Annotated in this window: 23 protein-coding genes, 2 tRNA genes and 1 other RNA gene; 14 read left to right on the top strand and 12 right to left on the bottom strand. The window is 47.2% G+C overall.

The window, feature by feature from the left end:
• Positions 1–311: 311 nt before the first annotated feature.
• On the top strand, positions 312–821 hold the full coding sequence (locus tag FJ023_08825) for a hypothetical protein (GenBank protein MBM4447424.1): 510 nt from the start codon (positions 312–314) through the stop codon (positions 819–821).
• A gap of 192 nt (positions 822–1,013) precedes the next feature.
• Positions 1,014–2,612, top strand: a complete 1,599-nt coding sequence (locus FJ023_08820; protein MBM4447423.1) for a recombinase family protein — start codon at positions 1,014–1,016, stop codon at positions 2,610–2,612.
• On the opposite strand, the gene FJ023_08815 is transcribed toward FJ023_08820, so the two are convergent.
• Positions 2,567–2,651: transfer RNA gene (locus FJ023_08815), tRNA-Leu, on the bottom strand. The two genes, FJ023_08820 and FJ023_08815, sit on opposite strands and share 46 nt — an antisense overlap.
• Before the next feature lie 189 nt (positions 2,652–2,840).
• Here FJ023_08815 and FJ023_08810 point away from each other — a divergent pair.
• Both FJ023_08810 and FJ023_08805 read left to right on the top strand, forming a co-directional pair.
• Positions 2,841–3,266, top strand: a complete 426-nt coding sequence (locus tag FJ023_08810; GenBank protein MBM4447422.1) for a protease inhibitor I42 family protein — start codon at positions 2,841–2,843, stop codon at positions 3,264–3,266.
• Between the two features lie 185 nt (positions 3,267–3,451).
• Positions 3,452–4,222: an SDR family oxidoreductase gene (locus tag FJ023_08805; protein MBM4447421.1), complete on the top strand. Its 771-nt coding sequence runs from the start codon at positions 3,452–3,454 to the stop codon at positions 4,220–4,222.
• Positions 4,223–4,291: 69 nt separating this feature from the next.
• Here the strand turns inward: FJ023_08805 and xth are convergent, their stop codons facing one another.
• Positions 4,292–5,065 carry an exodeoxyribonuclease III gene (gene xth, locus FJ023_08800; protein MBM4447420.1) on the bottom strand — a complete coding sequence of 258 codons (774 nt, stop codon included), beginning with the start codon at positions 5,063–5,065 and terminating at the stop codon, positions 4,292–4,294.
• 320 nt (positions 5,066–5,385) lie between these two features.
• Positions 5,386–5,619: a hypothetical protein gene (locus FJ023_08795; GenBank protein MBM4447419.1), complete on the bottom strand. Its 234-nt coding sequence runs from the start codon at positions 5,617–5,619 to the stop codon at positions 5,386–5,388.
• 330 nt (positions 5,620–5,949) lie between these two features.
• Here FJ023_08795 and FJ023_08790 point away from each other — a divergent pair.
• The 3 genes from FJ023_08790 (at position 5,950) to FJ023_08780 (ending at position 7,654) form a co-directional block, all read left to right on the top strand.
• Positions 5,950–6,045 (top strand) — tRNA-Sec (locus FJ023_08790).
• A gap of 43 nt (positions 6,046–6,088) precedes the next feature.
• A complete protein-coding gene (locus FJ023_08785) occupies positions 6,089–6,514 on the top strand; it encodes a VOC family protein (protein MBM4447418.1) in 426 nt (141 codons plus the stop codon).
• A 534-nt stretch (positions 6,515–7,048) separates the two neighbouring features.
• Complete coding sequence (locus tag FJ023_08780) at positions 7,049–7,654, top strand: zinc ribbon domain-containing protein (GenBank protein ID MBM4447417.1); 606 nt, start codon at positions 7,049–7,051, stop codon at positions 7,652–7,654.
• Between the two features lie 165 nt (positions 7,655–7,819).
• Here FJ023_08780 and selB read toward each other — a convergent pair whose 3' ends face one another.
• Positions 7,820–9,667, bottom strand: a complete 1,848-nt coding sequence (selB, locus tag FJ023_08775) for a selenocysteine-specific translation elongation factor (protein MBM4447416.1) — start codon at positions 9,665–9,667, stop codon at positions 7,820–7,822.
• Between the two features lie 92 nt (positions 9,668–9,759).
• Complete coding sequence (locus FJ023_08770; protein ID MBM4447415.1) at positions 9,760–11,139, bottom strand: L-seryl-tRNA(Sec) selenium transferase; 1,380 nt, start codon at positions 11,137–11,139, stop codon at positions 9,760–9,762.
• Positions 11,140–11,339: 200 nt separating this feature from the next.
• Between FJ023_08770 and FJ023_08765 the strand changes: the two genes are divergently transcribed.
• Positions 11,340–11,918, top strand: a complete 579-nt coding sequence (locus FJ023_08765) for an isoprenylcysteine carboxylmethyltransferase family protein (protein ID MBM4447414.1) — start codon at positions 11,340–11,342, stop codon at positions 11,916–11,918.
• A gap of 66 nt (positions 11,919–11,984) precedes the next feature.
• Positions 11,985–13,034 (top strand): selenide, water dikinase SelD, encoded by a 1,050-nt coding sequence (selD, locus tag FJ023_08760; GenBank protein ID MBM4447413.1) that lies wholly within the window; start codon positions 11,985–11,987, stop codon positions 13,032–13,034.
• A gap of 82 nt (positions 13,035–13,116) precedes the next feature.
• Here selD and ssrA read toward each other — a convergent pair.
• Positions 13,117–13,463, bottom strand: a transfer-messenger RNA (tmRNA) gene (gene ssrA, locus FJ023_08755).
• 23 nt (positions 13,464–13,486) lie between these two features.
• Positions 13,487–13,942: an SsrA-binding protein SmpB gene (gene smpB / locus FJ023_08750; protein ID MBM4447412.1), complete on the bottom strand. Its 456-nt coding sequence runs from the start codon at positions 13,940–13,942 to the stop codon at positions 13,487–13,489.
• Positions 13,943–13,997: 55 nt separating this feature from the next.
• Between smpB and FJ023_08745 the strand changes: the two genes are divergently transcribed.
• The 3 genes from FJ023_08745 to FJ023_08735 all read left to right on the top strand — a co-directional run bounded on the left by FJ023_08745 (position 13,998) and on the right by FJ023_08735 (position 18,595).
• A complete protein-coding gene (locus tag FJ023_08745) occupies positions 13,998–14,507 on the top strand; it encodes a hypothetical protein (GenBank protein ID MBM4447411.1) in 510 nt (169 codons plus the stop codon).
• Positions 14,504–16,942: a DNA internalization-related competence protein ComEC/Rec2 gene (locus FJ023_08740; protein MBM4447410.1), complete on the top strand. Its 2,439-nt coding sequence runs from the start codon at positions 14,504–14,506 to the stop codon at positions 16,940–16,942. Before FJ023_08745 ends, FJ023_08740 begins: the two co-directional genes overlap by 4 nt.
• 366 nt (positions 16,943–17,308) lie before the next feature.
• Positions 17,309–18,595, top strand: coding sequence for a hypothetical protein (locus FJ023_08735; GenBank protein MBM4447409.1), 1,287 nt, complete (start codon positions 17,309–17,311; stop codon positions 18,593–18,595).
• Between the two features lie 16 nt (positions 18,596–18,611).
• Here FJ023_08735 and def read toward each other — a convergent pair whose 3' ends face one another.
• From def to FJ023_08710, 5 genes are read right to left on the bottom strand one after another with little or no spacing between them, the layout of a single operon-like run.
• Positions 18,612–19,103 carry a peptide deformylase gene (gene def / locus FJ023_08730; protein MBM4447408.1) on the bottom strand — a complete coding sequence of 164 codons (492 nt, stop codon included), beginning with the start codon at positions 19,101–19,103 and terminating at the stop codon, positions 18,612–18,614.
• 11 nt (positions 19,104–19,114) lie between these two features.
• Complete coding sequence (gene priA / locus FJ023_08725) at positions 19,115–21,550, bottom strand: primosomal protein N' (GenBank protein ID MBM4447407.1); 2,436 nt, start codon at positions 21,548–21,550, stop codon at positions 19,115–19,117.
• Positions 21,547–22,023: a 50S ribosomal protein L19 gene (locus FJ023_08720; protein MBM4447406.1), complete on the bottom strand. Its 477-nt coding sequence runs from the start codon at positions 22,021–22,023 to the stop codon at positions 21,547–21,549. The genes priA and FJ023_08720 overlap by 4 nt, the downstream gene beginning before the upstream one ends.
• 18 nt (positions 22,024–22,041) lie before the next feature.
• The gene (gene trmD / locus FJ023_08715) at positions 22,042–22,782 is read right to left on the bottom strand and encodes a tRNA (guanosine(37)-N1)-methyltransferase TrmD (GenBank protein ID MBM4447405.1); all 741 of its coding nucleotides are present in this window, start codon (positions 22,780–22,782) and stop codon (positions 22,042–22,044) included.
• A gap of 9 nt (positions 22,783–22,791) precedes the next feature.
• Positions 22,792–23,280 (bottom strand): MogA/MoaB family molybdenum cofactor biosynthesis protein, encoded by a 489-nt coding sequence (locus FJ023_08710; GenBank protein ID MBM4447404.1) that lies wholly within the window; start codon positions 23,278–23,280, stop codon positions 22,792–22,794.
• Positions 23,281–23,512: 232 nt separating this feature from the next.
• Between FJ023_08710 and FJ023_08705 the strand changes: the two genes are divergently transcribed.
• Positions 23,513–23,929 carry a MarR family transcriptional regulator gene (locus tag FJ023_08705; GenBank protein MBM4447403.1) on the top strand — a complete coding sequence of 139 codons (417 nt, stop codon included), beginning with the start codon at positions 23,513–23,515 and terminating at the stop codon, positions 23,927–23,929.
• A gap of 19 nt (positions 23,930–23,948) precedes the next feature.
• Positions 23,949–24,377: a division/cell wall cluster transcriptional repressor MraZ gene (gene mraZ / locus FJ023_08700; GenBank protein ID MBM4447402.1), complete on the top strand. Its 429-nt coding sequence runs from the start codon at positions 23,949–23,951 to the stop codon at positions 24,375–24,377.
• Positions 24,378–24,385: the final 8 nt, after the last annotated feature.

The following is a 24,385-nucleotide window of genomic DNA, read 5'->3' as shown; positions in this document are numbered from 1 at the left end:
TTACAGGACGAACGAGGCAGCCAAAGCTCCTCAGCCTGTAGAAGCCATGGCCATCTCCCAGAAATAGTCTATCTCAGAGTCACAAGGAGGTCAAATGAATGGCCATTGACATCTATTAGGAAATCTTTTTGTTCAGCATACAAATCTACTAATAAATGGCAGCATAGTGTAAATCTAAGTAGGATTTTTAATTCAATAACTATATAATGGTATCAACGGTATCAATGGTATCAACGTAGAAATCATAGGTAAGACGACACAGATAAGACAGCAGATATGAGACGGTATCAATGGTATCAGTATAATAGAAAATGATTCACAAGACGTCAGAGATAAAGAAACTGCTAGCTGAGGGCAAGACAACACGTGAAATTGCACGTATACTCAGAGTCAGCCTCCGGGATATTCACCGTGTGAGAGAGCAAGAAGGCATTGATATCGGCGCTTTGGAGCGCGAAAAAGAGCGTAGGGAGAAAGATATTGGTGTTCTGGAAAACAGAATTACCCAAGGACGGCAAGAGCTGGCTCAATTGGAGAAACGGAATAGTACATTGCTAAGGCAAAAGCGTGAGCTTGAAGCTGAAATAGAACGGAAGAAGACTGAGGTGATACAAGTGGTGCAACCAGTAGTGGTAGAACGCATTGATATCCCAAGGAACCGTGAGGAACTAAGAGAGTATCTTGAGACATTAAATAGCGACCAGATGCAATTCATTTCTCAACTATTAGTTGACATTGCGAATGATCGCGGAATTCGTACGCTTAGCGATGCGAAAACTAGAATAGAGCAGCAAACGCGAGATATGTTGAAACGCACTTAGGCAATGCCTGAGTCTTACCATATTTCAAAATACCCCAAAATTTATCTAGCCCCAGGTGTCCACAGATGAATACTATTATATAGAGCATTTTCGATGCATCGATTATTCGTATTAGTATTTCCTCTGTGATAGTAGCATTAATTTTTGATATAATATTTGTGTTGGTTACAATCTTTACAAGGAGGCCACAAAATGAAAGTAGTTATCTATGCGCGAGTCAGCTCAGACGCACAAGATGTGGACCTGTCGCTGTCTGCTCAATTGAGGTCGTTGAGAGAATATGCAGCGAAAAGCGGTCACGAGGTCGTGCGAGAATTCGTCGATGAGGCTGAAAGCGGGAGAAGTTGTGACAGACCTGCGTTTAGAGAGATGATTGCTCTCGCCAAGATGAAACAGCCGCCTTTTCAGGCTATCCTGGTATGGAAACTTAATCGCTTTGCCAGGAACCGAATGGATTCAGTAACGTATAAGGCCTTGCTCAGAAACAAAGGCATTCAGGTAATATCTATCAATGAGCCAACCGGTGATAGCCCTCAAGGACAGTTGCTGGAGGGAATAATTGAGTGTATGGATGAGTTCTATAGCGCAAATATGGGACAGGACATTAGAAGAGGCATGAGGGAAAATGCCACACGCGGCTTTTATAATGGGAGCATACCGCCTTATGGATTCAGAGCGGTAGAGGTGAATGATAAAGGCAAGACAAGAAAAAAGCTTGAGCCTGAGCCAGATGATTCTGCACCTATCAAAGTTGTACGCTCGATCTTTAAAATGGCTCAATTTGGGAAAGGCTGCAAGGAAATTGCCAAGTCATTGAACAGCGATGGATTCAGGACAATGACGATGAAGCGCTGGAGCAGAACCACAGTATATAAAATCCTCACCAACGAGGTTTATTGCGGAACGCTAGTATGGGGAGGTAAAAATGGTTTCGCCGCTGCTAAACGTGGTGATAAACCTGTAAGAATAGAGAATGCATGGCCAGCCATAATTGATGAAGTGGCCTTCAATTTCATACAGAGCCAGATGAAGGAACGCGGCCCCAAAATGACCCATCCCAGGAAAGTCTCGAGCTTCTATCTTTTGAGCGGGGTCTTGCGATGTGCTTGTGGCAGTGCGATGACCGGCCATAGCGCCAAGTCAGGCAAATATTTTTACTATATGTGCTCTAGAAGCTACAGGCAGGGAAAGGATGCTTGCGCCCAAATAATGTTGCCCAAGGACAAGCTTGAAGAGGCGGTAGTTGATCAAATACTCACAAGAATATTGTCTGATGCCAGCATTGAAGATATGGTTGAAACCATGAACGATGTTTTGAAACTTCAAGCAGGCGAGCTAGGAGATAAGTTAAAAACTATTGATTCGCAGCTAAAGGATGTTCAGAACAGGTTAGCGCGGCTCTACGATGTTCTGGAGACCGGAAAGCTTGGCTTGGATGAACTGGCACCTAGGATTAGAGAGTTAAAAACCAGGCAGGATGAACTCTCCAAATCAAGGGTATTAATAGAGGCTGAAATATCCGCTGAGGGAGCGACACAGGTCGATATTGAGATGGTGAAGTCCTACGTAACTGATTTAAGGTGGATTTTGCAAGATACTGAGGTGAGTAGGGTGAAAGGCTTTCTAAAGACCTTCATAGAGAGCATAGTAGTTAACGGGCGGGAAATAGTGATCAATTACACGTTGCCGTTAGCGCCAAACGGGAAATACGAAGATAAATTAAGAGTTCTACCTATTGATACGATTGGTGGGGAAGAGGGGACTCGAACCCCTACGCCTTGCGGCACATGATCCTAAGTCATGCTCGTCTGCCAATTCCGACACTCCCCCAGATATGAAACCGACAAATATTGTAACATTTCGCCTAACGTTTATTCTATTCTGGCTTGGCTGGGCTTATAATCTAGTAAACTGAAGGAGGAAACCGGCCGATGACCCGTGACTAAACAAAGTGAGACTATCTGGGTTATAATATAGCAGAGCGTCAACAGACTAAACAAAAGCAGGAGGTAAAACAAAGTGAAGCTAAGAATAATTGCATCATTTGCCTTGCTCACCATATCATTGTGGCTGGCATCTTGCGCTCCATCCACAGGAACATCAATAGAGGTTTCCTGTGACGACTTCGGGAAACAACAGGACATCAGCCAAGAAGTAAATGTTGCTGCTGGAGATACATTTACAGTAACACTATGCTCCAATGCTACAACCGGCTTCAAGTGGTCTGAATCAGCGCAAATCAGTGACCAAACAGTAGTACAACAAACAGGCCACGAGTTTGTAGCTCCTGACGCCAAGGGGCTTGTAGGCGCACCAGGCAAAGAGGTATGGACTTTCAAAGCGCTAAAAAAGGGCACCAGCACACTATCTTTGGAATATAGCCGACCTTGGGAAGGCGGCGAGAAGGGCGAGTGGACATTCAACCTCACCGTCGTTGTCAAATAAAGTCCAGCCGTAATAAGCTAGCCTGAATATAGCCTGTGATAACAATTGCCCTCTTTACCTGAAACTTGATACAATCGTTTGTTGATATCAGTCTATTCCTGTTCTTATGACCTTCAATAATGGCTATTGATGACCGCATCAGACCTAGGCAAGGCATGCTCTGAATCTATAAGCGAGGTAAAAGAATGACAAAACCAAATTTTTCTTTGGAAGGTAAAGTGGCCTTGGTAACTGGAGGCAGCCGTGGCATAGGTAAAGCCACCGCTCTTGGCTTTGCCAATGCTGGTGCAGACATTGCCATTGCCAGCCGGAAATTACCCGATCTTGAGATTGTAGCTGCCGAGATAAGAGGATTAGGAAGAAAAGCCCTACCAGTATCAGCACACGTAGGTAGGCTAAAGGAAATAAAGAACCTGGTCACCACAGTTTGCCAGGAGTTCGGCAAAATTGACATCCTGGTGAACAATGCCGGTACAAGCCCAGCCATGAGTCCGATGCTGGAACTAGAGGAACGGCTCTGGGATTCAATAATGAATCTAAATCTGAAAGGGGTGATATTTCTCAGTCAAGCAGTGGCTAGGGTAATGAAGGAGCATGGCGGCGGTACGATTATTAACGTTGCCTCTGTGGCTGGCTTCAGGCATGAACCTAATATAGGTGTATATTCCATAAGCAAAGCTGCTTTAATCATGGCAACGAAGATTATGGCCCAGGAATTGGCCGAATATAATATAAGGGTGAACGCTATAGCTCCCGGCCACATACACACGCGCCTTGGCGACTCTATCTTTGAAGTAGTGCCGGAGTATAAAGAAGAGCTTTTGCAGAGAGTACCGATGCGACGCATAGGTGACCCTGATGAAATCGTCGGGGCCATGCTTTATCTGGCATCCGATGCGTCTAGCTACGTGACCGGAGAAACCATTGTTGTCGACGGCGGAACATTGACAACTTAGCCGAAACAACCAGCACCACAACGATTGCAGGCACACCAACGCTAAGGTTTATGTGCCACCTACTTTAGATTACTGCTTTAATATTATTCCGACAGGACAATGGTCGGAGCCTGTTACTTCAGGCATTATAAATGCATCTGAAACCGCGGGCAATAGGTTTTCTGTTACAAAGAAGTAGTCGATTCTCCAACCCACGTTTCTCTCCCGAGCTCTAGTCTTCATATCCCACCATGTATATTGATTAGGCTCGTTATTGAAATAGCGAAACGTATCAGCATAACCATGAGCCGCAAATTTATCCATCCAGGCCCTCTCCACAGGCAAAAATCCCGAGACATGCGCATTCTCTTTCGGCCTGGCCAAATCTATCTCCTTATGAGCGGTGTTGAAGTCACCGCAAATAATGAGTCTGGTGCCATTTGCTTTCAGAGAATCCGCAAACCTGAGAAAAGCCTCGTAGAAATCCATCTTGTACTTCAACCGCTCCTCACCCATTTTCCCGTTCGGGAAATACACATTCATTAGAAGGAAATCAGCATATTCAGTTATTATGGCCCTTCCCTCCAAATCGACACCCACGCCTTCAAAGCCATATTTCACATTGGCAGGCTTAGTCTTTGTAAAGGTGGCAACCCCACCATAGCCTTTTCTCTCCGGATAATTCCAGTAGGTGTGATAGCCGTATGGTTCACGCAAATCCTTATCGAGCTGTTCAAGATGTGCTTTCGTTTCCTGAAGACAAAGAATATCTGGCGATTCCCTATACAGCCACTCTAAAAACCCTCTACCCCTTACTGCCCTGATTCCATTGACATTCCAGCACAAAATCTTCACTGCCGCCATAACCATGATTCCCCAGCTAATCCATCTAGTGTTATCACCACATGGAGCCAATGCCACTGCAATCAGGACATGGCTGCCAGTTCCCGCCACCAGCGGGCACACGTCCACTGCCGTGACAGCAACTGCAGAGCGCAGCATCACCCGGCACCAGATTGTAGCCCCTCTGATTACATACCGGGCATGGCTCGGCTGGAGCAGAAGGCCCAGCAGGCCCTGGCACCGCACCCTGCCCCCGACAATAAGGGCAACGCCTTCTCACCATCATCTGCGTACTCCCTGAACCATAATCGTCATCAATTCAAAAATCACTCTCGACTGAATTAGAACTGCACCAGTTTGGTTGTCTTACGCCAGACCCATCTGTTGGCACTCAATGACCTTAACTTGTCATATGCTGTCTTTTGCTCAAAATTCATGGCAGCAGCAACTTGTTCCACCGTTGCTCCCTCTGCCATACCCAGATATTCAAGCATACTAGCTTCAACCCATCTACCTGCCTTCCTAAGCACTGGTATCGCCTTTGTTCCTGACCCAGTTAAAATATATAGCTCCATCTTCCCCCCTTAGCTCCAGCTCCAAGCTCAATTTTACATCATCCCCAAAGCTATGTCACTGCATTAATCCCATCCGCATCTGCTAACAATTTGTCTAGCAACCCTCTCCTACACCTTTCCCCTCAAAAGGAAATGACTGTTTTCGGTGTCATTAAGGGCAGACTTAAAGACCTGTACCTAAACTTCAGCTCCAAAGCAATGCAATTATAGCAAATTTGATTTTGCGAGTCTGACGGCGATTCCGTGTTTTGCGTGAATTTGGTATTATGTTATCTGCTAGCACAAAAGAGGGCAGTTTCTGCCTCAAGTGGTAACCTATATACGGATTGGGGAGCGTTTGGGTCCCGGTGGGCTTCGCGGACTTCAAATCCGTCGAGAGGCATCAGAAATGTCTCTGGTGGGTTCGACTCCCATACGCTCCCGCCACCTTTTCAACATACACTGACAGCAAGCGTACGAGAGGAGACTTATGAAGGTACAACTCCAACACACTCACATCTTTGCCTCGGACATTAAGGCCACGCTTAGATTCTGGCAGGAGATGTTCAATGCCCAGATACTGTTCGATACAGTGATAGCTGGCGCCCGAAATATGATGCTCGCCATTGGCACAGGCAGGCTAAATATCTACGACCAGCCGCCACGGGAGGGCAGAGGTGGGCCCTATCACCACCTGGGCATCCAGACCGATAACCTTGATGCGCTGATAGAACATATGAAGAATAAGGGGTTCCAGTTCCAAGGGCAGGCCAAAGACTATAGCTTCATGAAATATATTATGGCCATGGCCCCCGACAACATACTCTTGGAAATATTCCAGGTGGTTCCAGAGAAGATTCCAGCAGAGTTACAGGATAGTTTGAAACGAGCTTTTGCCTTCGAGGACACAGGGTAATGAAACAGCTAGCATTCCTGGCTTAAACAGCCACTAAAGCAAATACCAGGCAAAAGCCCAAAAAAGCAGAGCTACGAATAAGAAGCCGCTGATAACACTGATAAGTTCTTTGCCCATTTTGTAGTTCCGAATTTACCGGCATCTGGGAGTTACGGCAAATACCAAACACAGGCCGTGACTAGAATGGCGGTAAGAACAGCGGCATCAATAACGATGCCACCGAACATCCCCAACAGTTTCTTGTCACCTTTGAGGATAGCCAAGAATTTCTTACTTTTGCTCATGTCTCCCTCCTTACCATAAATTGTTGTTCCCGTTGGCTCGGCATCTACATCCTTATTTTCACATAGCATCCTCAACAAAACATGATGAATTGGTACTGTTTCAACGAGACACTTAGGTACCACGAACCTAAGAGACATAAGTACCATACGCACCTCATTGCATATCGCTATACAAGTAACAGGAAATGGCTTTTAAAATGTTGCAGACACACAATGTTTTTCTATTTCACTTCGGCTAGGTATATAATTAATTTCAGATGCACTTGCATCAGACTCAGATGACGCGGTAACATCTAAACAAGGAGAAACGGAGTATAAGTTGCAACAAGCGTTCCCATGTCCAAAATGTGGCGCACAAATTCCCGTAGGGCAACAGCTCTGCAACACTTGTGGCCAACGTTTCGAATACAGATGTCACCACTGCGGTGCTGCTACTAGAGACTTATCCGGCTTTTGCACCAATTGCGGCGGAAAGCTATACCAGCAAACACATTTGACAAAGCCTTCAGCTAACAAAGTCAAAGAAGCCCGCCAAAAGGAAAGAGCCAGAAGGGAAAGGATGGTGCCACAACCTGCAGGTCAGATTGGTCGCTATCTTATCTTCATAGCCACTATCATTTTCATCGGAGCAATCCTCTACACTATTGGTACAGGTCTGCAAGGGCAAACATCTAACTGGTTTGGCAGCAGCTTTATCTTTGGGGGAGCATCTCCACCTTCAACACCACCAAGCACAGATGCTCAACAGCAGCTGAAACCAGCCTCCGATTCACCACACTACACGATGGACCAAGTGATAGCTGCAGCAAAGAAGATTAGCCCCTATTGTCGAGTGCCCACCAGGCGAACCGGCTGAGTTAGCCCAAGTTGTCCTCAGTATGAGGACGCCCAACCGACTTTTACCGCTCAGTATATAGGCAATGGGATGTGGAGCGTCATTAAAACCTGCCCTATAAACTCAGAATATAATGGCTCCTGGTATTTCTTTGAGGACAACGATCAACTAATAAAACAGTATTAGTTACCTTAGTATCCGCTCGTCACCGACCCGGCGCGTGAGCTTTTTCTCGTCCATATATTCTAGAAGTGCTTGGGCATACTTACGGCTGGTGCCCAGCATATCCCGTACTTCGGCGAGGGTCACTTTACCTTTTGCCTTGGCATAAGCGATAACTTTATCCACCATTTCGTTATAGGCAGAGACAGAAAAGACCACACCATCGCTTACCTTTAACACCTGTTGCTGTTCGATAAGCAAATTGAGCAGGTCAGGTTCGAGTGTTATATCACCAGGCGGAGAATAAGGATTCTGGCCTAGAACAAGAAGGAAAGCATCAATTTTTGCCTGCTGCTGCGGGGAAAGTTTAACTCGGTAAGAAGGAAGGTGGGCAGCTGCCCCCTCTTCAACTAGAACACCGTCATCGAAAAGCCTTTGTAAAGCTGGGGAATTTGGCGATAGCTTTAACTTACTGCTAAGCTCGCCCTTAGACATGCCTGAACGAGTCGGGAATTTGCGATGATAACTTTCTACTACAGCTTCTGCTTTTCTAGTCAATCGTTCCCAACCAGAACTGGTAAAAAGAAGATTTTGTCCTCCATGCCCTACCGCCACAATCCTTCCTTTTTTAATGAGCTCATCAACAACCTTATGGGCTTCGTCATTTGCCAGATTACATTGAACTGTCAGTTTCTCTAATTCTAGGGGTCGATTCGCCTCCAGAGTAGCAACTATGACATCTTCTACCGCACCCTCTCCCCTAACCTTCAGGCTCTGGATAATTGCTGGGCGGAATCGACGATGTCTCGGAGCGTGCGAATTAACAATCTGACCACCTCCCAAGGTATCCATGGGTGAACGGATAATGAAACGGTCACCCTTAACCAATGCCACTGGTTTAGCCAAGGCGAGTTGAGCCCAGGAAATGTCTCCAGAATCTAGTTTCTCTTTCTCCAGCAGGTGAACTTTGGCTATAATCTCGGCAGCACCTGTAAAAAAGCTAACAGCAGAACCATGACGCAGAGTATGTTTGAGGCCTGAGAGCATGCGAAGCTTTACATCCACTCTCGCTGTCGGCATTAACCAGCCTGGAGAGGTGAGCACATCACCACGCTCCAACTGAGAAATAGCCACTCCAGCTAAGTTGGCTGCTACACGACTGCCCGGTTTAGCAACATCAATGCGAGTCTTGTGAGTTTGCAGTCCTCGCAGCCTGGCTTTGAGCCCCGGAGGGACTACCTCAACTTCCTGCCCCACCGACAGCGAGCCATCAACCAATGTTCCAGTGACTACAGTGCCGGAGCCAGCTATAGTGAAGGCACGATCTATTATAAGCCTAGGCCTACCGATATCTTTCCTTGGCTCAGCAGATATTAAAATCCGGTCGATAGTTGCGACTAGGTCTGGTAGCCCCTCACCAATCACCGCAGAAACAGCAAGGACGGGAGCTTCAGCCAAAGCCGTCGACTTTATCAATTCCTCAACCTCAAGCCTGACCAGGCTCAACAATTCTTCATCAACCAGGTCCTTCTTGGTGATAACAACAATACCTTTTCTTATGTCAAGTAAGTCGAGTATAGCTAAATGCTCTCTGGTCTGGGGCATTATCCCCTCATCAGCAGCAACGATAAGCAAGGCTAAATCGATGCCACCTACACCAGCCAGCATATTCTTAACGAAACGCTCATGCCCGGGCACATCAACAATCCCGACTTCCTGCCCACTGGGTAATTTCATCCAGGCAAAACCCAGGTCAATGGTCATGCCACGTTCCTTCTCTTCTGGAAGTCGGTCAGGGTCTATTCCTGTTAGTGCCTGTATCAAAACCGATTTGCCGTGGTCTATGTGTCCAGCAGTGCCTATAACAAACATCCTTTTTGCTTCTCCCGCGCGTTCATCGGGAAGCTAAAAAAGCTTCCGTAGTTCAACTGGTGCCAAAAGCAGAGAGCTAAATCACATTATCACTATTTCAAGCTAGCAACTGCATTGCTCAGTGCCTTCATTACGATATCATCTTCCTCAGGAAGAACAGTCCTCGGATCAAGAAGCAAAACATCGCCGCTGATATGCCCGATAACTGGTGGGTCATGGTGCCGCAGCCTCTGAGCCAAGGATTGGGCTAAGTCTCTGTGGCTTCCTTTCTCACCAATGGCAACAAGTCTGGTGGGAAGTGTGCTCCCTGGCAAGCTGCCACCTCCGACCATGGTCTCACCTTCAATCATCTGAGCCAAGTCACCAATAGTCTGTGCCCAAACTCTGGCTCGTCCTTCCACCTCATCCAGAGAAGTTGAAATCATATGCCACACAGGAATTTTCTCCAATGCTTCGTCTTTCAGATAATGAACCAATGTTGCGGCTAAACCAGCCAGTCGTATTTTGTCAATGCGGAGTGCCCGCATCAAGGGATGCCGTTTTAGCTTATTAACAAGGCTCTTCTTGCCAACGATAACCCCGGCTTGAGGACCACCCACGAGCTTATCCCCAGAAAAGCAAGCTATCCCAATACCAAGAGAGATGCTCTGCTGCACCGTAGGCTCTGGACCAAGCCCAAACCTAGTTGTGTCTAATAAGCAACCGCTGCCCACATCATCCAGCACAGGAATGTCATGTTTATCGCCAAGCGCCACCAACTCCTCAATAGTAACCGAATACGTAAAACCCTCGACTCTGAAATTGCTGGCGTGGACACGTAGAAGGGCTGCCGTTCTTGGGCTAATCGCTTGCTCATAGTCGTAAATATAGGTACAGTTAGTAGTGCCAATCTCTACCAGCTTTGCCCCGCTCTGTCTCATCACATCAGGGATACGAAAGCCGCCGCCGATCTCCACAGCCTGACCTCGGGAGACAACCACTTCTCTCCTTTTGGCTAGAGCAGTGAGGGCCAATAACACAGCAGAAGCGTTGTTATTTACTACCAGTGCCGCCTCGGCTCCGGTCAACTGACACAGAAGCTGTTCGATATGAACATCACGAGAGCCTCGTGCCCCACTATCAAGGTCAAACTCCAGGTTGCAGTAGCCTGTGGCAACCATCTCCATAGCAACTGTCGCCTCTTTGCTAAGCGGTGCCCGACCCAAGTTGGTATGAAGTATCACGCCACTGGCGTTGATAACCGGGCGCAGGCTGAGCTGTTCCAATGCCCGTACCTGAGAACAGATAAAGTCCACAATATCATCTAATGAAGGACATGGATTACCATGCGTGATAGCCATGCGGTCTTGCTCAAGGCGTTGGCGAACCAAGTCCACAACCAGGCCATGTGGGTAAATCTCACGAAGCTGCTTGATTCGCTCATCAGAAATGACCTTATCCACGCTGGGAAGGCGACGAAGTTCACTCTCCATGATGCACAGATATTCTACTATACTCAGACCGAGTTTCAAAGCTAGCAAAGATTCTTCATTTTGCTCAGAATGGCAGAGGGTTTATGGGCAGGTATTCATACATGCCCGGTCTTTGCCTCTTCGGTTCGGCCAATGTTAGAATACGCTACAAAGTGATGCGCTAGCCTCTATCTGTGTCCGCAGAAAGCTAAGAGAATAAAATGTCGCTTGTGCCAGTTTTTAAAATAGGGATATGGAATGCCTGGATTTTCATGCCCGCATTCCTGTTCCTTCATGGGGTCGCCATTCTTGTTTGGCTGGTGCTAGAATATGATTTGAAGGCCGTTTTCAAGAAAGTCTCTGATGGCACATATAACACGGCTGATAGGAGAATCAAGTGGGTCTGGTTCCTAGTAGGCTGTCTCCTCTTACTCTACTCCATCTTCTTGCCGCTGCAACTAGGGACAGCATGGTTTTACGCAGGTCTTGCCGTCTGCTTGGTAGGATTGATTATCTATGAGGTTGCTTATGCGACCTGGCCCAATACCCCATCCCGCGAACCCATCACCAAAGGACCATACCGATTTTCCAGACATCCAGTATATATAGGTATTTTCGTGCAACTCATTGGAGTAGGCATAGCTTCAGCATCATGGACCTTCCTACTGCTTGCTGCTGTGCTCATTTTTCTGTGGCGTTTCCTTGCATTTGCTGAGGAACGAATCTGCTTGGAAAGATATGGCAATTCCTACCGTGAATACATGAATAGAACCCCAAGATGGATAGGTATACCGAAATAGAATGGTTAAGTGCGGGTGAAAACATTCCATTGCCTCTACGCCTAGCCAATGCTACAATACGCACAAATGGACAAAAAGATACCACCCCGCCTTACTGAAAGTGTCACCGGAGCCGGCTGAGCTTCCAAGTTAGGTCCGGGTGACCTGGATAAAGTCCTATGCGGCTTGCCCCTGATACCTGATAAGAACGTGATTCGAGGCATGGAAAGCCTGGATGATGCTGGCGTATACAAATTGAGCGATGACCTGGCTATCATCCAGACCATAGATTTCTTCACGCCCATTGTCGATGACCCCTACGATTTCGGCCAGATTGCTGTCGCCAATGCGCTGAGCGATGTTTACGCCATGGGCGGCAAGCCTCTGACCGCCATGAATGTAGTCTGTTTCCCGATAAATAAGCTGGACATCTCCATACTGAAAGATATACTCAAGGGTGGACTAGACAAGATGAAAGAAGCTGGTGTGACACTTGTCGGTGGACACAGTATAGACGACGCCGAGCTAAAATATGGGCTTTCTGTCACCGGCACGGTGCATCCTGAACGCATGGTAACTAATTCCGGAGCCAAAGTGGGAGACAAAATTATACTCACCAAGCCCTTAGGCACTGGGATCATAAGCACTGCCCTGAAAGCCGGCAAAGCCAGCAAAGAGACAGTAGCCAAGGTGACAAAGTATATGGCGTCTCTAAACAAGAAGGCCTCGGAACTGATGCAGGAGACAGGAGCTCATGCCTGCACTGACATAACCGGCTTCGGCTTTCTCGGCCATGCCTGCCAGCTAGTCCAGAACAGCCGTGTAGGCATCAAAATCAATCCAAGTTCAGTCCCTATCTTCGCAGAGGTGGAGGGATTTGCCAGGGCAGGGCTTTGTCCCGGTGGCTTGCGTAGAAACAGGGAGTTCTACGGCAAAATGGTGGAATTCTCCAAACAGGTACCTGATTACATTCAGGACATACTCTTTGACCCTCAAACCTCCGGCGGTCTACTGATTGTACTGGCTCCTGAAACCGCAAAATTACTGGTAAACAAGCTGCATAAAGCCGGTGTACAGGATGCAGTCATCGTCGGAGAAGTAATCAGCAAGCCAAAAGGAAAGATACTTGTAGGATAGCAGAAAACACAGGTTTTACTACTTTCTCATTTACTCGGAAACAAAACGGGCTCCAGTCTATACTGGAGCCCGCTAAATTATCTGGTGGAGGCGGGGGAGGGTTGAACTCCCCGTCCAGAAGAAGGTTGCCAGAACTTGCTACAGGCTTAGTCAGCTCTTTTATCTCACCTGGCCAGCCTCTGCTGACCGAGTTCAGGGCAGGCCAGTCGATAAATCTTAGCCAACCTCCATCGACATCAAGGTTGGAGCACCCCGACTTTTCGTCACCCAATCCCAACCCATCGGGGTGAGGTCAGGTTGGATGTGCAGCCTAATTAGGCTGCAATTGGAACTGCTTCGGCAGTTGTCTTTTGCCACCTGTTTTACGAGGTGGATGGCACCTCGACCTGCTATCCTGTAGGCCTTCCACTGTCGAAGCCTCACGCCCCCAAAATCAGGTTTTTAAAGTGCTCTTAGCCCTTCCTCTTCAACGCCCGCCCTATTTCCCTCTCCGTCTCCCTACGGGCCATCGCCTCACGCTTGTCGTGAAGCCGCTTGCCCCGAGCCACACCCAACTCTAACTTGGCAGTTCCTCTTTTAATATATAACTTCAAAGGCACTAAAGTCAAACCTTTCTGATTTACCATGCCTGCCAGTTCGTCAATTTGGCGGCGATGCAATAAGAGCTTACGCGGGCGGTTTGGTTCGTGATTGTAGAAACTACCAGGTTGGTAGGCAGCAATATGGGCATTGACCAGCCACAACTCACCACCTTCAGGTTTAGCATAGGCATCACGAATGTTCACCCGTCCTGCCCGAATCGACTTTATCTCGGTGCCGGTAAGGACAATGCCAGCTTCCAGGCACTCCAGAATATGGTAATCGTGATAGGCCTTGCGGTTGATTGTTATCGACTTTGAATCCACCATATGTGCTAAAATTTTACCACTATTATAATAATAAGGTAAGGACAAGGAGATTGTTATGTCAAGTAATTTAAATAAATACTGGCTATTCATTATCGCCTTTTTGCTGGTCAGCCTCGTCAGCGGCGGCATTGTGCTTGCAGTAAAGCAAAGCAGCCATAGGCCTGTCGAGATTTCCCTGTCCCAAACTGCGCCAATTCAGTATAAAGGCGAGATTTACATCGGCGGCGCCGTGGCTAACCCAGGTTTCTATCCCTTTAAAGAAGATGACACCATAGAGGCACTTGTCCAAGCTGCCGGACTTATATCAGACGCAGATACGGGCAAAATCAAGATTTATGTGCCCAGGACTGGCGAAGGCTCTCAACCGCAAAGAATAAACCTAAACTGGGCTGAAGGCTGGCTGCTGGATGCCTTACCTGGAATCGGCCCGGACAGGGCTCAAGCTATTATCGACTACCGTAGCCAACATGGACCTTTCCGCAGAATCGAAGACTTATTGAAGGTCGAGGGTATCGGTGAATCCACCTTAGATAGGATAAGAGATTTCATAACTGTAGAGGACTGAAAACTGTGACTCTTATTTACCTCAGCACCGCCTGGGTAACAGGCATATACTTGGGCTCGAAAATCACCCTGCCTTGGGGTATTGTTTTTATAGGGTTTCTTCCCCTGTGTCTCATCCCTTTCCTATCGCGGTATAAGAAGCAACTGCTTATAGCGGGATTCTGCCTTTTTGCTTTACTTGGCGGTTGCATTCGCCTCCAATCAAGCCTGCCCGTAATAAATGAGCAGCACCTTCAATTCTACAACGACAAGGGAACGGCAGAAATTGAGGGAATGGTGTGCACTGAACCTGAGGCCAGGAACACAACTTCTACCCTCCAGCTCTCAGCCAGTGAGATACAAATAAACGGCGCAAAAAAAGAAATATCAGGAAAAGCTCTAATACGCGTTCCCAGATATCAAGAATATGATTACGGGGATATATTAAAAGTAACCGGCAAGCTGGAAACACCACCGCAATTTGATGACTTCGACTACAAAGGCTATCTAGCGCGTCAAGGAATTTATTCGGTTATAAATTATCCCAAAATAGAGATACTAGACACTGGCAAAGGTTTTAAGCCTTTGACCTGGATTTATTCACTGAGAAATCGCCTTTCCCAGAGTCTGATCCTTGCCTTACCCGAACCACAAGCCTCGCTAGCCCAAGGCATTCTCCTCGGCTTAAGAGGCAACATACCATATTCTCTGAATCAAGCATTATCGAGAACCGGAACTGCCCATCTGCTAGCTATCTCCGGGCTCAACATCAGCATTGTCATAGGCATACTTGTCGCTGCTGGTATCTGGCTTTTCGGCAGACGTTATTACATTTATATTTGGCTGGCTCTTATAGCCATCTGGCTATACGCTCTGGTTACAGGCATGCATCCGCCCGTAGTCCGTGGCGCTGTCATGGGAAGTATGTTCCTGCTAGCTGAATATCTTGGCAGGCAGCGTAGCGCCTCGACCGCCCTTGCCTTTGCTGCAGCGGTGATGATAGGAATTGAGCCTCAAGTTCTATGGGATGCCAGCTTCCAACTGAGCTTCCTGGCTATGGCAGGACTCATTTTCCTTGCGCCCTACTTCCAAGCCTGGGCAAGAAAAGGGATAGCGGTCACCATAGGAAGAGAAGGAACTGCAGCGTCTTTATGTAATTTTATCGCCGATAGCTTTGCAGTTACTTTGGCTGCCATATTAGCCACCTGGCCGGTCATCACCTACTATTTTGACGTTGTCTCCTTCGTTGGCTTGCCGGCTACTTTCTTCGCTCTGCTGGCTTTGCCAGGCATAATCATCACTTCAGCCCTGGTCGCCGGGGCAGGGCTTTTAGCGCCATTCTTAGCTCAGGCTCTGGGCTGGATAGCCTGGCTTTTTCTCAGCTATTTCATTCTCGTCGTACAAGCCTTCAATGCCCTGCCATTCTCATCAGCCAAGTTGAGCAGTATCCACATCTGGCAAATATGGATTTACTATGCTTTTCTGGCTGTAATCATGGCAGCCATCAACTGCCGAAAGCAATTAGTCGCCTTTTTCCACCTGACAGCTTTCAAAATAAGTCCTTCGGTAAGCAGAGCCTCCGGACTTGCCTTAAAACTCCCCAAGAAATGGCTCATATACCCACTTCTAATTGCCACTATCTTGGTTTGGGTTGCCTTTCTAAATATGCCTGACGACAAGCTACATGTAAGCATACTCGATGTGGGACAAGGGGATGCCATCCTTATCCAAACGCCAAATCGTCAGGACATTCTTATAGACGGCGGACCAAGCCCTCAAGCAATAGGTCTAGAGTTAGGCAAAAAGTTACCTTTCTGGGACAGGACTATTGATTTAGTGATTTTAACTCAACCACAAGCCGACCACATGACCGGCCTTATAGAAGTGCTTCAGAAGTACGAGGTGCTACAGGTTATTGATCCCGGGATAGTATGTAACTCAACCACTTGTCAGCAATGGCTCAGCTTAGTTGACAACAGAGAAATCAAACACGAGGTAGGTAATGCCGGGCAAGAGGTCGACCTAGGAGGCGGAATAAAGCTGGAGGTACTTCATCCTCCATTGCATTTGCTCCAAGGCACTTCGGATAATATTGACAATAATGGTAGGGTGCTACGATTGAACTGGAATAAGGTGAGTTTCTTGTTCACTGCTGATATCGGCCGTGAGGCTGAATGGCATCTAATTGCTAACCGAGCCAGCCTGCAAAGCACAGTATTAAAAGTTGCCCACCATGGCAGCCTGACTTCTACATCCGCGGAGTTCCTGGCCGCAGTTAATCCCGAAGTAGCAGCCATATCAGTAGGTGCTGACAATAGATTCGGTCTCCCTCACAGCCAAATAGTGAATAGATTGACCGAGCGACTGGGAAGTGAGAGGGTCTATCTAACTTCGACTCATGGAACCATAGAGTTTATAACCGATGGTGATAGGCTATGGGTAAAACACGATAAATAGCCTGCATAGAACCGGCCAAGTCCGCTTAAAAGAATTCTAAGAATTTAGTCCCAGGCAGATCTATGACCAAATAGTCTCGTTTTAGATGGGAATTTAGCACCCACAGCCCATCACCAGATACAAAATCACCCCTAGTATAAGCATTGACACCCTAAATACCCCAGTTAATGTTAGCCAAGGCCTATGCAAAACCGGTCCAGCCAACAAAGAAAACAATGGCACATCTTTGCCTTTACTTTACCCTCGAACAATAGCTAGCCTCATAACCCCCAAAACACAGCCTTTTCTGCATGGCCTATTGATTTATAGCCCGTTTTGGCGTACAGTATTAGGCATCTGAACCATGAAGGACTACAGGAGACAAGCATGAGAAAACCGCTTCGTGTGCTGCCAGTAACATTGATACTACTCCTTGTCTTGGCCCTTACTGTTTCAGTTAATGCCCAGGATGATTTTGAGGTGACAGACTTAATCATCAGCCCTAATTCTGTAGCAGTGGGGGAACCCGTTACCATAACTGCTAAGATAACGAACACCAAAGACACAGAGGCAACTTTCCCCATAGAGCTGAAGTTAAATGGTGAAGTCAAAGATAGCCAGGAATTAACCCTAAATGCAGGACAGAGCGACAATGTAAGTTTTACAATCACCGCTGATAAGCCCGGTGACAACCTTGTAGAACTGGGTGACGCAAGCAATGTCTTCACTGTAACTGGGCAAGCATCATTCTGGACTATTTTCGAACCATGGGTATTGTGGACTATTGGCGCCATAATCGTCGTATTGATCATACTCGTCATAGCTATTATCGCCATGCCTTCCCGCAAGAAGCAACCTTCAGCAGCGATTAAAGGCATGCAAGGTATGCAAGGACCACCAGGCACACAAGCAACAATGCCAATTCCAACTCCAATGTCAGGCCCTGGCTCAGCCAGCCCACCAATTGGACATCCAACAGCAATGCCAACCCAGACTCCAGGAGCATTTCCAATGCCGGAACAGTTTCAAATGCCCCGGACAGTCTCCACCCCCGGACCATTTCCAGCACCAGGGCCAATGGCTGGCCCGTATCAACAATATGCCGGAAGACCTGTCTTCTCAGTGAGCAATCTGACCATCACACCAAACCAAGTAAGAGCCGGGGAGCAAATAACCATCAGCGCCATTGTATACAATAATGGAGCAGAAGCAAGCACATATAGCGTGGTATTGCGAATCAACGGCATGGTCGAGAATATAATTGATCTAACGTTGTCACCCGGAGCAAGCCAAGTCACTACTTTCATGGTAACCAAGGATACCGGAGGTGATTATTACGCAGAGATAGATGGCTGGGGCGGTGCATTTACTGTTATACCACTAGTGCCAGCAACTTTTTCTGTGAGCAATTTGGTCATAGTTCCAGATCGCGTCAAACAGGGAGAAGATGTTGTCATCAGTGCCATAGTAACCAACAACGGAGAACTTGCCGGCACTTACAGTATGACGCTTAAATTAAAGGATTCCGTCGAAAGTACCGAAGAGGTCGACCTTAATCCAGGTGAAAGCCGGAAGGTAGCCTTTAAAATAAACAAAAGCGCACCTGGCTTCTATAATGTGGAACTGGAAGGCCTAACTGGCAGATTTGTTGTCGAAATGGAATGGCAAAGATAAACCGCGAAGGTGAAAATTAAAGTCCTTCCTGGCCTAACCCAGATGCCAACTTCCACAACTTATCCGTCCCTTCCACACGATCAATATATAATACCCCGTTTAGATGGTCTATTTCATGCTCCAAAACTTGAGCCAGTAGCTCCTCTCCTTTGAGACGGATGTTCCGCCACTGTCTGTCCTGCGCTTTGACTTTAACCCAAACTGAACGCTTGATCTCCCCTTGATACCCAGGAATACTCAAACAGCCTTCTTGCAGCAAGCGTTCGCCTTTTCTCTTGACTATCTCTGGATTAATCAAGACCATAGCTTCATTGCCTGGTACCTCAATCACAGCTACTCTAAGCGGTACACCAACCTGAGGTGCAGCCAACCCAACTCCAGAAGCCGCCCTCATCGTCTCTATCATGTCATCGATAAGCCGCTGGACAGACTTATCAATTTTGCTCACCTTTTTGGCTTTTTGTCTAAGTACAGGGTCCGGTAAAACATGAATAACACGAACTGCCATTTTGCACCTCATTAAACCATACCTACTGGATCGATGTCCACAACCCACCCTCGAGGAAATGATATTTCTGTCAAGAAGTCATCTAAGTCAGCCCCACAAAGAACCAGTTGCCATCGATAATGTCCTCTGACGCGAGGCACGAAAGCCGGCACAGGGCCAATTAACCTTAAGTACGACATGCCTCTCCTATCTTTTTCGGCAGCAAGTAAGCAGCTCATTCTCTGCGCTTCTTTACGACAAGCTATCTCGTTAGTATGGCTAAAAGTGAGACAAGCCAACTGGCTGAAAGGAGGATAACCAAACTTACGACGGTACTCTATCTCTTGAGTATAAAAAGCTAAATAATCGTGTCTTGACGCTGCATGGACGGCATAATGCTCTGGACTATAAGTCTGGATGATAACCCTTCCCGGTGTAAATCCACGCCCTGCTCTACCAGCTACCTGGCACAACAGTTGGAACGTGCGTTCACCAGCCCTAAAGTCAGGTAAGTTCAAACCAGTATCAGCGCTTATTACGCCAGCCAATGTTACCTGCGGCAAGTCCAGTCCCTTGGCCACCATTTGAGTGCCGATAAGTATGTCGACCTCATGGGCTCGAACCTTAGTAAAAAGTTCCTCATGAGCTCGCCGACCATAGGTCACATCCCTATCCCAACGGAGAGTACAAGCTTGCGGGAAAAAATGCCTGACCTCCTCTTCCACTCGTTGGGTACCAATGCCCAAGAATCTGAGGCTATGCTCAAAACACTGAGGACATTCCACAGGCAAAGGGCCAGAGTAACGACAATGATGGCAGACCAACTCTTTTATTGCTGCGTGATAGGTAAGAGCTGCTGTACAACGCGAGCAGCGAAAAACAAAGCCACAGCCCCGACATTGAATGAAGGTTGCCGTACCACGCCGATTTAGAAACAAGATTACCTGCTCATGATGTGCCAAAGCCTCAGTCATCGCCCCAATCAAAGAGCGACTGAAAATGCTCCGGTTCCCAGCTTTAAGTTCCTCTCTTAAATCCACAACCTCAACTTCAGGCAAGGACGATGGGCCATAAGGTGTGATACGCTCTTTGAGTTCAACGAGTTGATACTCCCCTTGCTGCGCCCTGTAAAAAGTCTCCACATCAGGTGTAGCACTGCCCAAGATAACTACAGCGCCGCTGAGTTCAGCCAGTTTAATAGCCACATCCCTCGCATGGTATCGGGGTGACTTATCAGACTGTTTGTAGTTCCACTCATGCTCTTCATCCATAACAATCAATCCCAGGTCTGGCTGAGGTGCAAAAAGAGCACTCCTCGGACCGATGACTACATCAAATCCACCTTCTTTTATCCGATACCACTCATCAAACTGCTCCCCTAAAGATAATCCACTGTGAATCACAGCCACACGACCTTGGAACCGGGAAGCAAAGCGCTCTATCGTCTGTGGGGTGAGCGCAATTTCTGGAACGAGACAGATGCCTCGTTTGCCTTGAGCCACAGATTCGCCCAGAACTCGAAGATAAATCTCAGTCTTGCCGCTACCTGTGACGCCATGAAGCAGGAAAACTAACGGCGAGTTGTTCAGGTGCTGCTGCGCTATACAGCTTTGAATACTTTGCCATGCCACCTCCTGAGACGGAGTAAGTTTCGGCGGCGACGTCGGAGCAATTCTAAGATGAGCCAAAGGGTCACGCCTTACCTCAACCTCGACCAAGGAAACCAAACCGCGATTCTTCAAAGACTCGATGACCCCTTTCTCACAAGCGATAGACTTCCTAAGTTCAGATAAAGGGACGAGGTTAAGTTGCTTAATCAGAAATTCGAGAACTGCTGCTTGTTTATGAGCTCTGGCTGTTCTCAGCCGAATAACTTCTACCCCAGCCTCATCTGAGTCAATCTGTAGCTTTAAATGAGCAACTAGCTTTGGCTTTACTTTAGTTTCTTCTAGCTGCTGGCTTTTGATCACCAGGCGGTATCGCAAAAGCTGTTGTGTAATCGACTCGGCTTTCTTTTTTCCAAATTTCCGCTCTAATGCTCTTAAGTTAACTTTATCTTTAGCTTCAAGAAGACTTATGAACTGTCTTTGTTCAGGATTAAGCTGCGATAAATCGACAGAATCTTGCAGAAGTTGCAGAAAGGTGACCAGTCGTCGTTCAAAACCAGGAGGCAACATCAAGGCTACAGCATCAAAAAGAGGTGTAAGGTAATGCTTACTTAACCACAGGGCAACCTCAAGTCGTGCTGAAGATAGTAAGGGGAGAGGGGTGATAACACCTTCGATTTCCTTAGTTACCTCAAATGAGGGATAATCACTTACCTTTACGACAATGCCTTGAAGAGTTTTAGAACCAAAAGGCACCCAGACTGCTTGCCCAGCATCAACTTTTAGCTCAGGAGGTACTGAATAGGAAAAGCTACGACGTTGAGCAATAGGCGAGTTGACCGCCACTTCCACATAATTCATTCCGCTTCTTCAGTTTTTTCAACTGCAACTTCCTCGACTGCAGGTTCCCCAACCACACCCTCCTCAGCCGCAATCTCTATAACTTCGCCCTCATCACCCACAGCCCCAATAACAGCAGCTTTTTCCTCCATCTTCTCCCGCCTTTCCTTGAGACGCGCCTCTCTAGCACTCAGTCGGCGTATGTAATAAAGTTTTGCACGCCGGACTTTGCCGTGTCGCACCACCTCAACTTTCTCCAAAAACGGAGAGGCAAAAGGAAAGGTGTGTTCCACACCAACTCCGTAAGTGACTCGCCTGACCGTGAAGTTGCCACCACCAGCCCCCGTTCTAACCCGCACCACCAGTCCAAGTAAGGTCTGAACACGCTCCCTACTAGCTTCCTTAACCTTAAAACTAACCCTCACTGTATCACCGGGGCTGAGTTGAGGTATATTAGGATTTACCTTAATTTTGCTGATCGGGTTGGCTTTCATTTTCTAGTTACATCCCTTCTACGACTTGATTTCAAAGGATTCACTGAGAAGAATCTTATCTTCCCGGGAAAGCACCGCCTTTTCTATAAGGTCCGGACGCCGCTTTGCAGTCCGAAGTAGGCTTTGCTGCCGTCGCCATCGAGCAATTTCACCATGATCTCCAGAGAGCAAGACTGACGGCGCTGCCCAGCCACGATATACCGCCGGACGAGTATACTGGGGATATTCCAACAGACCTCCAACATGCGAATCCTCCGCTAAAGATGCCTCAGAGCCAAGCACTCCAGGCAACAACCTGACTACACAGTCCATCACCGCCATAGCTGCTACTTCACCACCACTAAGCAAATAGTCCCCAATGCTGATCTCGTTACTGGCTAAATGCTCGGCCACTCTCTCATCAACCCCCTCATAACGGCCACAGATAAGAACGAGATGCTGATAATCAGCTAATTCCCGAGCAATCTCCTGATTGAAAAGCCTACCTTGTGGACTGAGTAAAATAGTCGGCACGGATGACAATCCGAGTTCCTTCTTGATGACCTCCACCGCTTCAAAAATAGGCTCTGGCTTGAGCACCATCCCAGCTCCACCACCATAGGGATAATCATCCACAACATGATGTTTGTCATGTGTATAGGCACGGATATCATGAAGCCTGATATCAACCAGACCACGCTCTCTGGCTCTTTCAATAATGCTGCAACTCAGCAAACCATCAAACATTTGGGGAAACAATGTTAAGATATCAATACGCATTTAACTAGCCTAACCATGGCCACATTCAGATATTTTGCCACCAAGAATCTCCATGGCGTGAGGCAGAACAGGCATGATAACCTCAAGGCATTCTTTCACTGCCTTGGGACTACCTGGAAGATTAACAATCAGACACTTACCACGACTACCTGCGACAGCTCGACTAAGTATCGCCTCAGGTTTTCTGTTCATCGTATCCATTCTCATAGCCTCAGCCAAACCAGGAATAACTTTGTCGATCACCGCTAGTGTGGCCTCCGGTGTGACATCTCTGGGAGATAACCCAGTCCCACCACTAGTCAAGATAAGGTCAAGCCCAACCTCATCAGACCACTCTTTAAGCTTCGCTGAAATTGTCTCCACCTCATCAGGCACAACCTCATATTTGGCAATGTCAATAACAAGCTTACTGACAATTTTGTGAGCAACTTGCCCGCTTTTGTCGAGTCGTTCACCACGCCACCCTCTATCACTGATGACAAGTATACCAGCTAACATCTGCCTATTTTACCATACCACAGCTAAAGCTCAAAACCGCAAAAATCGACTGATACTTTAGTACTACCACAGAAAGAACAGGACAAGCCACGATGACACAAGATATTGAGGTTAATTAGGTCATGGCCACTATTTATTGGATAACGCAAACTGGTTGAAATCAGCAAATCAGAAAAGTTTATAAAAATGGTGTGAAATTTAGTGGGAAAGGTATTGACAAAGTGGGTTAATAATGTTCTATAATGGTAAACAGTGGGAAAAAGTGGTAAAAGGAGAGATCGCCATGGTAATTGATTGTATTCAATATCGAGTAGCCAATAGCGGGCTGTTCCATTTTTTAAAAGAGAACAGTAACACCAACCTTGAGGTTCAGCTTATCCGTTTTTGGGCACGACATCCCCGAGCAAAGTTAAGCCTCTACACAATCGCTAGTGCACTAGACACTGCAAAGATCAACTTGAGGGAAGCAATAAAGTCTTTAATCGACAAAGGTGTACTGCAAGAACAACAAGATGGTAATGGCCTCATCACTTACTCGCTAGTCAGTGACCCTCAGACACAGGAATACATCGATGAACTAGCTAAATTAGACTGGCATGAAATAAAAATCCTGGAAAAGCAACTAGAAGGAGAGGTTGTACTAGCCTAAAAACTAGTTCGAGGTAGACATGTTTCTCGGCGAATACGAATATAAAGTTGATAATAAAGGTAGATTGCCTTTGCCCCCTAAGTTCAGAGAGGAACTGAGGGGTGAACTAGTTTTGACCAAAGGGCTAGAAAGGTGCATCGTCATTTATCCAGCAGATGAATGGCACAAGGTGGCGGACACTTTGTCAGCTCAGGCTGTGCCATCAAGTAAATTCAGGACGATGAACAGGGCTATGTTCGGTACAGCTTACGGCCTTTCGCTCGATGGTCAGGGAAGAATAGCCCTACCATCTACGTTACGTAATCGCGTTGAAATAGGCGATACTGCCGTTGTAGTCGGTGCTAACAATTGCATCGAAATATGGAACCCAATTTTATGGGACTCAGAAAAGACAACAGCTGAAGAGCAACTGTGGCAAATCATAGAAAGCCTCGAGGAACAACGATGAGTCTGACC

It is taken from the genome of Chloroflexota bacterium, assembly GCA_016875875.1.
Lineage (GTDB): Bacteria > Chloroflexota > Dehalococcoidia > GIF9 > UBA5629 > 9FT-COMBO-48-23.
Note: the sequence above shows the minus strand (reverse complement) of the source record. Positions and strands in the feature narration are given on the sequence as shown.